The organism is Paenibacillus terreus (genome assembly GCF_042138595.1).
Classification (GTDB): Bacteria; Bacillota; Bacilli; order Paenibacillales; family Paenibacillaceae; genus Paenibacillus; species Paenibacillus terreus.
This window is the reverse complement of the sequence record NZ_JBHIRX010000030.1, coordinates 53,026-60,653: the sequence shown is the minus strand read 5'-3', so window position 1 is coordinate 60,653 and position 7,628 is coordinate 53,026. Positions and strand designations below refer to the sequence as shown.

Genomic DNA, 7,628 nt, shown 5'->3' with positions numbered 1-7,628 from the left:
GAACACGACCGTTAAGCCCTCCAGCGCCGATGGTACTTGGACCGAAGGGTCCTGGGAGAGTAGGACGTTGCCAGGCACGAAAAAACCACTGTCGAGTAACGATGGTGGTTTTTTTGTTGGATTTGTATTACTAGATCTTAGTAATGGTATACCTACATTTTGAAGGTAACATTTTTGTTACGGAAAAGCCATGTAAACAGGCTATAATTTACTATGGTTCAATCTGCTAAACCTATCGGTCATCTATGGTTTGTTGGAAAAGAGGGAAGAAGACCGTTTGTTCAGTCAGGCTGGGAAGGAGGGAAGAGCATGCGGCGAAATAAATGGCCTTTGATTACAATGCTATTGAGTATCGCTGTAGCGATTCTTGCCGGTTGTGGCGCACAAGAGCCTTCTTGGACGGCGTTTGAGGGTGCAGCTAACCAGAAGGCATTCCCGGTACCTAAGGAAGCGAATAAAACAGAACGTGCAAGCCAAAGTTCTGAAATAGATTATGTTCGTTATGCTCTGCCAAGTATTAAAGAGAGCGATGAAATTCCGGATCCCTATTTACAGGAAATTGCCGCTTGGGGATGGAAAGAAGAGACCTCCCAATCTTCAGGCAGCCAAAAGGTGTTTCAAAAGGACGGCCAGATCGTGCACTTGTCGGTGCATGATGGCTTTTTCACAGTCCTGGTACCGAGGGATAAGAAGCCTACGGTCAAAGTGAAGACGATTGAAACCACTGAATAACGGATACTGCTAATTTCTGAGACTTATCCATTTGCATTGATAAGAGAGCCCCTGATTAGGAGCTCTCTTTTTCGTTATAGATGTATCAAGTTTCAGCGGAACTGAATCCATTACGGCAACAATTTGTATGTATCAGGCAAGTATGGAAGAGTGTAATCGGGGCTTATTATTGTTGATAGTAGGATACGTCCTGCTTATTAAACTTGATCATACCGTCTTTGCGTTCCCGTTTCAGCAAATACAAGGCCCACAAGCGAGGCGCGGCCAGCCATATGTGCCAGAACAGCAGGGAAAGGGTGAAGGACGGGGGGGAAAAGAAAAGGAAAACGATTGTAAAGCAAAACCCGATCCACATCACATGAAACTGTATGGCACTGAACGTAAGATAGCCTACATATTGCTCAGGCATATACCCTTGCCAAGGCAGCCTCCAATTATAAGACCAGCGCTTAAGGAAGGGAGAACCCTTAATGACCAGAAAAGAACGGGTTATCACAAAATGAACCCACATCATCACGGGGAGAGCTAGCGCAAAGAGAAAGAAGCTCGTCCAGTGCAGAGCGGCAATAAGAAAAATAAGCATTATTATAGGCAGTGATAGATAGCACCATAGGAGGGGGCGGTGAATATTCACCTTTTTAATTAACTTGTAATGATAGTACGTGGCTTTGGTACCGTTGTCTTCCAGCATTGGAAACAGTCATTCCCTTCATTCTAGTTCAGGATGTCCTTGCTTTCTTCAGCCAAAGAAAGGCAGGAGGAAGTTAAGCCTATTGTAAGATATCAGTCTCCATAATTGAATTGCTTTTCTTCTATTATCGGAAGAAGTATGTATTTTTTTAAATGCCCGACAGGTACAAACACCTCTTTTCCCGCCTTAGAATAAGGTATATAAATATGACTGCAGCTATGAAAAGGTATAAAATAATAGAAACTGCACCATACTGATAGCAAATACTGATAGTAAATGAATCAAGGTGGGATTCGATATGCAAGAGGAACAAGGGCATCGCTGTATTATTTGCGGGCATTACAAGTCCGAGGGTATATTAATCTTGTCGGAATATATATGTGATGCTTGTGAGGCCGAAATGGTACAGACGGATGCAACAGATGCAAAATATCATTTTTTTATTCATCAGTTAAAACAGCTTTGGGTGGAGAAAAACGCTTAGCAGAGGCCTATTAAGGCCTTTTTTTGTTGAATGGGTCCTGCTGAAGATAGGATTTACCCATGGTATACGATAAAATGGGAGGCAGTACGATTCTGTGCGAAAATTTGAACAAGCGAAAGGAATGCACGATGTCCAAGATCTATAAACAGTCGGCCCCACTAATGGAGGCACTGATTCAATACAGGGAGCAAAGAAAGATATCCTTTCATGTTCCTGGACACAAAAATGGCCATTTATATGATCAAACAGATATAGCTGGTTTATTGGCAGAGGTCATGTCAATTGATGCTACGGAGATTACAGGATTGGACGACCTCCATCACCCGGAAGGAGTAATTCGGCAGGCACAGGAGCTGGCTGCGGATTGCTTCGGGGCTAAGGAAAGCTATTTCCTCGTCGGGGGCAGCACGAGCGGCAATCTGGCTTTGATTTTGACGGTATGCACAGAGCCCGCGGATATTTTGCTGGTACAAAGAAATGTTCATAAATCAGTGCTGCACGGGTTAATGCTTGCGGGTGCGGATGCTGTTTTTCTGGAACCTTATGTAGACGAGGCAAGCGGGCTACCTACACTGCCATCAGCAGACACGGTGGCTGCCGCCATAGCTGCTTATCCGCAGGCAAAGGGGCTGCTTGTCACTGCACCGAATTATTACGGTATGGGAGCCAGCCTGACGCCACTCGTTGAACTTTGCCATCATGCCGGTATCCCGCTTCTCGTGGATGAAGCCCATGGGGCCCATTTCGGCCAGCATCCTGACCTGCCGCCTTCGGCGATGTCGTATGGAGCAGACGGGGCTGTACAGTCTACACACAAAATGCTGTCTGCTATGACCATGGGAGCGATGCTGCATATTCAAGGGAAGTACTTGAACCGGGAAATTGTCCGTCAGCGATTGGCGATGATTCAGAGCTCAAGTCCATCCTATCCTTTAATGGCATCGCTTGACCTTGCGCGCCGTTATCTTCATATGAACGGTCCCTCCGCTTTTACAGAGGGCCTTGCGGCCGTACAGGCATTCAAGGAAGGGATACGGGAGATACCGAGGTTTCAACTCCTGCAGCCGGAAGCCGGACCGAATAACGAAGGTTATGCCCTGCAGGATCCGTTTAAGGTTGTGGTTTGGGACAGCTATGGCTGCTTGAGCGGATATGAGCTGCAGCGAAGGCTTGAGGAGCAAGATTGCGTTCCGGAGATGAGTGATGAGCGTTATGTTGTTCTTTTATTCACACTGGGCACTACTCAAGCGGACGCTAATCACCTGGTGCAGGCATTTGTGCATATACATAAGCAAGATAAAAATCCGCCAATACCTAGTGCCTTTCCGGAAATACATTCTTATGACAGGAATGTTTCCACGTGGAACAATACACCCGCATGTATGGTCTCCAAACCGGTATCGTTTCGTTTAACCCCTGTATCCCCGGAAAAAATGAAAACAGTTCCCATCGAGGCCAGTGCCGGATATATATCTGCAGAAATGATCATCCCATACCCTCCAGGCATTCCGCTTCTCTACCCAGGCGAAAAGATTGGCAAAGAGACGGCCGCACGGCTTCAACTGCTTCGTGATCTGGGGGCGAAATGTCAGGGAGCTGCCGATGAGAAGCTTAACACGATTCGGGTATATCTTTGATGTAAGACGGGACAAATGTATACTATAATAAGAACAAGCATGTTGAGCTCTCTCACCATTGAAGGTAGTGGGAGATTGCTCACGTAACGACAGCTTGGCTTCCGCTTTTCCACGCCGGAAGTCAGATAGTTGTATGATTTACGATGCTGTAAAGGATGAGAACTTTCTCACATCTAAAGATAAAGAAAGCAGGGAACGTATGAAGGGCAGAGGCAGATTTATCACATTGGAAGGGGGCGAGGGTTCCGGAAAAACAACGATGATCGGGCAGCTTGCCAAGTACCTGGATAGCCGGGGCTTGCCTTATATGTCGACCAGGGAGCCGGGTGGCATTGAAATAGCAGAGAAAATCCGGTCTGTAATTCTCGACAGAGCGCACACCAATATGGATGCCCGTACCGAGGCTCTGCTGTATGCAGCGGCCCGCCGCCAGCATCTGGTGGAGAAGGTCGCACCTGCCGTTGAATCCGGGATGCTCGTGCTGTGCGATCGCTTTGTAGACAGCAGCCTGGTTTATCAAGGCTACGCACGTGGACTGGGCATGGAGGAGGTAGGCTCCATTAACCGTTTTGCCGTAGATTCCTGGCAGCCTGATCTCACCTTCTATCTGGATATTGAACCGGAGGTTGGACTGGCCAGAATAGCTGCTCACCGGGAAAGTGAAGTGAACCGGCTCGATTTGGAGGATATATCATTCCACCATAAAGTCAGAGAAGGTTATCTGCATCTCGTCGATCAGTATCCGGAACGCATCGTTGTTATTGACGCAGCACAGCAGCCTGAACAGGTTTTGCAGCAGATGACAGAGGTCCTTGCCAAGCGGGTCTTGGAGGATTATTAAGCATCTTTGTTTAATTATATAAGTATAAGGGACAAAATGCGGTTGATTCGTTCCTTGTAACGAATTTAAGGAGGGAAAACAGGATGAAACTGATCATTGCGATTGTACAGGATAAAGACAGCAACAGACTGTCCAGTGGACTGGTTAAGGCGAACTTCCGCGCGACGAAGCTTGCCAGTACAGGCGGTTTTCTGCGGGCCGGGAATACTACATTCATGATCGGGGTAGATGACAGCCAGGTTGAAGCTGTAATGGAGGTCATCCGCAGCAGCTGTAAGGTACGGGAACAGCTGGTCACACCGGTCACCCCGATGAGCGGAACCACCGACTCCTATCTGCCGCTTCCTGTAGAAGTTCAGGTCGGAGGAGCTACTGTGTTCGTCATGCCTGTCGACCGTTTCGAACATTTCTAATCTATAAATGGATGTTCAAAAAGTCAGGTTTTCAGCACCGAAGCCTATGCTGAAGGCCCGGCTGAATTCAAGATTCGATGTCGAGTCCGCTTCCTGACTTCCTTCGTGATCAAAAGATGACTTTTTGAACTACCTCTATAAAATTTACTGCTGTTATGCCGATATCTTAGGCATACAGCGTAATATGCATCCCCAAAGCTGTTTATGCGGCCTGATTTCCAATTCACGCTGTTGCTGCCGCATGAATGAAGCAGGAGAAAGCAGGTCAATTGTTATGAAAATCAATCCAGGTTACCGCCCGCTGCAAAGCAGCCTGTCATCCAGCGACTCGACTTCCAAGCCTGTTCAGAGTAAAAGCTTCTCCGATATTATGCACAAGAATGGAGAGCAGGCTACTCAGGAAGAACTGAACCGTCGCTTCAAGGAAATACAAATGCAGGGAGACAGGCTGGCCCGATCCATGACAATTCGTGAGCTGAAGGCGTATAAAATGCTCGTCAAGCGTTTTCTGGAGGATACGGTTCGGCGTGGAGTAACAATGAAGGATACGCGTGGATGGGACCGGCGGGGACGGAGCAAGCGCTACAAATTGATTGACGAAGTTGACTCCATTTTATTGCGTATGGCCGAGGAATTATTAGAGACAGAGCAGGGAAAAATTGAACTATTGCAGGGAGTCGGAGAAATTCGCGGTCTGCTGATCAATCTTGCTTTCTAGAATTTCCCTCTTATATTTTGTTTAACGGTCGGCTTTGACCCGTTACCAGTACAATCTGCTTGCCTGTCGGGTCGGCAGATTATTTTTTGCCGAGCATATCGGATCACTGATCCGTTCGCGGAAAGCGAGGATATAGAATGTCTTTTCAACAAATTGTCGGACAGGAAGTGCCCAAGCGGTTGCTGCAAAATGCGCTCCGTACCGGAAGGGTAAGTCATGCCTACCTGTTTAGCGGCCCGCCGGGAAGCGGGCAGATGCAGATGGCGGTTACTTTTGCCCAGGCTTTATTTTGTCGGGAGCTCAAGGATGATGCCTGCGGGCAATGTCTGGAGTGCAGAAAAATTGAGCACGGCAACCATCCTGATCTTTTTGTTATAGAACCGGATGGAGCAAGCATAAAAATAGATCAGATACGAGAGCTGCAGCGGCTTTTTTCTTACCGTGCCGGAGCCGAAAATCCAAAAGTCTATATAATCAGTCAAGCGGATACGATGACTGTTCAGGCAGCCAACAGTCTGCTGAAATTTCTGGAAGAACCCCAGGTGCCGGCAGTCGGCATTTTGATCTCGGATAATGGACAGGCTCTTCTTCCCACGATTCAATCGAGAACGCAGCGTGTTCCATTTTCACCGTTGTCACCTGAAATGTTGATGCAGGAGCTGATTAGGGAGGGACATCCTGCTGCGTTGGTACGCTGCGCCGTTCATTTGGCTTCAGGACTGGACTCCTGCAGAGAAATTATCCAGCAGAATTGGTTTGCAGAAATTAGAAATGTAGTGTTACAATTAGTGAAGGAGTCCATGAGCAGAGGAAATTCATCTATTATACTTGCTCAACAGAAGATTTTTAAAACAGGACTCTCCGAGCATCTGGACGCTTTTTTTCAGGTGTTTCATTTGCTGTTCAAGGATATGCTGCACTTCCGGTACGGAAGGCAAGAAAGCATTGTTTTCATAGATCACTTGGAGAGCATCTCCAAGCTGGCAATCACCCGCAGCACCGAACAATGGGTCTCGTATATGGATTTGGCGGCGGAATGCAGGAAGAAGCTCCGCTACAATGTCAACGGTCAGCTGTGTGTGGAGCAGCTTCTGATCGGGATGTCGGATTCAGGCGGTACAATTACCGCCTAAAGACAGCGGACTCTTCGTATGTGACGGAGCTGGTAATAAGGCAACGTTAAACTTTCCATGGCGGCCATTACGTTACGACTTCAGTTAAGGTACCAGTGGCATACAAGGAGGTTTATTTTTGTATAGTGTAGTGGGTGTCCGCTTTAAAAAAGCGGGTAAGACGTATTATTTCGATCCGCTCGAGCTTCCTTTGGAGAAGGATAACTGCGTGATCGTAGAGACGGCGCGCGGCATCGAATATGGCAAAGTGGTTGTAGGCAAGAAGGAAGTAAATGATTCGGACGTCGTACTGCCCCTGAAGAAAGTAATTCGTATTGCCGGAGAAGCGGATGCGCTGGTTGTTGAAGAGAACAAACGAGCGGCACAGGAAGCATTCGGTATTTGTTTAAATAAAATTAAAGACCATGGCCTTAAAATGAAGCTTGTTGACGTTGAGTTTACATTTGACCGCAATAAGATCATCTTTTACTTTACGGCCGAGGGAAGAGTTGATTTCCGCGAGCTTGTAAAGGATTTAGCCAGCATTTTCCGTACGCGTATTGAGCTGAGACAGATCGGTGTTCGGGATGAAGCCAAGATGCTTGGAGGCATAGGGCCCTGCGGACGCGTGTTGTGCTGTTCATCATGGCTGGGTGATTTTGAACCCGTGTCCATCAAGATGGCCAAGGACCAAAGTTTGTCCCTGAATCCGACCAAAATTTCCGGTCTGTGCGGCAGATTAATGTGCTGCCTCAAGTTCGAGCATGATAACTATGAGAGTGCCAAGGAAGAGCTGCCACAGGTTGGCAAGCTGGTCATTACTTCTCTTGGAGAGGGCAAGGTTGTCGGTATAAATGCAGAACATCGTACGGTGCATGTACAGCTATTCGAGATCAGCAAGGTCAAGGAACTTCCAATGGACGACGTCGTCGTCAAGTAAACCATTAGGTTGCTTCGGGGTGGAATCTTGGATAAAAAACTAAATGTTTTTGCGCGTATT

9 protein-coding genes and 1 rRNA gene are annotated in these 7,628 nt (G+C 47.4%); 9 read left to right on the top strand and 1 reads right to left on the bottom strand.

The genetic code is table 11. The annotated features are described in order from the left end of the window. A 5S ribosomal RNA gene (gene rrf / locus ACE5KN_RS31150) occupies positions 1 to 76 on the top strand; the annotation flags it as partial. Positions 77 to 309: 233 nt separating this feature from the next. Further along, positions 310 to 732 carry a hypothetical protein gene (locus ACE5KN_RS30260; RefSeq protein ID WP_375528202.1) on the top strand — a complete coding sequence of 141 codons (423 nt, stop codon included), beginning with the start codon at positions 310 to 312 and terminating at the stop codon, positions 730 to 732. A 166-nt stretch (positions 733 to 898) separates the two neighbouring features. Here the strand turns inward: ACE5KN_RS30260 and ACE5KN_RS30255 are convergent, their stop codons facing one another. Continuing rightward, entirely contained in the window at positions 899 to 1,315 is a 417-nt protein-coding gene (locus ACE5KN_RS30255; protein ID WP_375528201.1) for a hypothetical protein, read from the bottom strand. A 406-nt stretch (positions 1,316 to 1,721) separates the two neighbouring features. Between ACE5KN_RS30255 and ACE5KN_RS30250 the strand changes: the two genes are divergently transcribed. From ACE5KN_RS30250 to ACE5KN_RS30220, 7 genes are all read left to right on the top strand, one after another. Beyond that, positions 1,722 to 1,907, top strand: coding sequence for a sigma factor G inhibitor Gin (locus ACE5KN_RS30250; RefSeq protein ID WP_355325796.1), 186 nt, complete (start codon positions 1,722 to 1,724; stop codon positions 1,905 to 1,907). A gap of 128 nt (positions 1,908 to 2,035) precedes the next feature. Then, complete coding sequence (locus tag ACE5KN_RS30245) at positions 2,036 to 3,544, top strand: aminotransferase class I/II-fold pyridoxal phosphate-dependent enzyme (protein WP_375528205.1); 1,509 nt, start codon at positions 2,036 to 2,038, stop codon at positions 3,542 to 3,544. Between the two features lie 199 nt (positions 3,545 to 3,743). Beyond that, positions 3,744 to 4,385 carry a dTMP kinase gene (gene tmk / locus ACE5KN_RS30240; protein ID WP_375528200.1) on the top strand — a complete coding sequence of 214 codons (642 nt, stop codon included), beginning with the start codon at positions 3,744 to 3,746 and terminating at the stop codon, positions 4,383 to 4,385. An 83-nt stretch (positions 4,386 to 4,468) separates the two neighbouring features. Then, the gene (gene darA / locus ACE5KN_RS30235) at positions 4,469 to 4,798 is read left to right on the top strand and encodes a cyclic di-AMP receptor DarA (protein ID WP_355325804.1); all 330 of its coding nucleotides are present in this window, start codon (positions 4,469 to 4,471) and stop codon (positions 4,796 to 4,798) included. Between the two features lie 274 nt (positions 4,799 to 5,072). Further along, complete coding sequence (locus ACE5KN_RS30230; RefSeq protein ID WP_375528199.1) at positions 5,073 to 5,516, top strand: YaaR family protein; 444 nt, start codon at positions 5,073 to 5,075, stop codon at positions 5,514 to 5,516. A 137-nt stretch (positions 5,517 to 5,653) separates the two neighbouring features. Further along, positions 5,654 to 6,649 (top strand): DNA polymerase III subunit delta', encoded by a 996-nt coding sequence (gene holB, locus ACE5KN_RS30225; RefSeq protein WP_375528198.1) that lies wholly within the window; start codon positions 5,654 to 5,656, stop codon positions 6,647 to 6,649. Between the two features lie 118 nt (positions 6,650 to 6,767). Then, positions 6,768 to 7,568 (top strand): PSP1 domain-containing protein, encoded by an 801-nt coding sequence (locus ACE5KN_RS30220; protein ID WP_375528197.1) that lies wholly within the window; start codon positions 6,768 to 6,770, stop codon positions 7,566 to 7,568. The last annotated feature ends 60 nt before the right edge of the window (positions 7,569 to 7,628 follow it).

Bases quoted from the DNA above. Each gene is read 5' to 3' on its own strand.
- ACE5KN_RS30245 (WP_375528205.1), top strand. From the start codon at position 2,036: ATGTCCAAGATCTATAAACAGTCGGCCCCACTAATGGAGGCACTGATT.
- tmk (WP_375528200.1), top strand. From the start codon at position 3,744: ATGAAGGGCAGAGGCAGATTTATCACATTGGAAGGGGGCGAGGGTTCC.
- ACE5KN_RS30260 (WP_375528202.1), top strand. From the start codon at position 310: ATGCGGCGAAATAAATGGCCTTTGATTACAATGCTATTGAGTATCGCT.
- darA (WP_355325804.1), top strand. From the start codon at position 4,469: ATGAAACTGATCATTGCGATTGTACAGGATAAAGACAGCAACAGACTG.
- ACE5KN_RS30230 (WP_375528199.1), top strand. From the start codon at position 5,073: ATGAAAATCAATCCAGGTTACCGCCCGCTGCAAAGCAGCCTGTCATCC.
- ACE5KN_RS30250 (WP_355325796.1), top strand. From the start codon at position 1,722: ATGCAAGAGGAACAAGGGCATCGCTGTATTATTTGCGGGCATTACAAG.
- holB (WP_375528198.1), top strand. From the start codon at position 5,654: ATGTCTTTTCAACAAATTGTCGGACAGGAAGTGCCCAAGCGGTTGCTG.
- ACE5KN_RS30255 (WP_375528201.1), bottom strand. From the start codon at position 1,315: ATGCTTATTTTTCTTATTGCCGCTCTGCACTGGACGAGCTTCTTTCTC.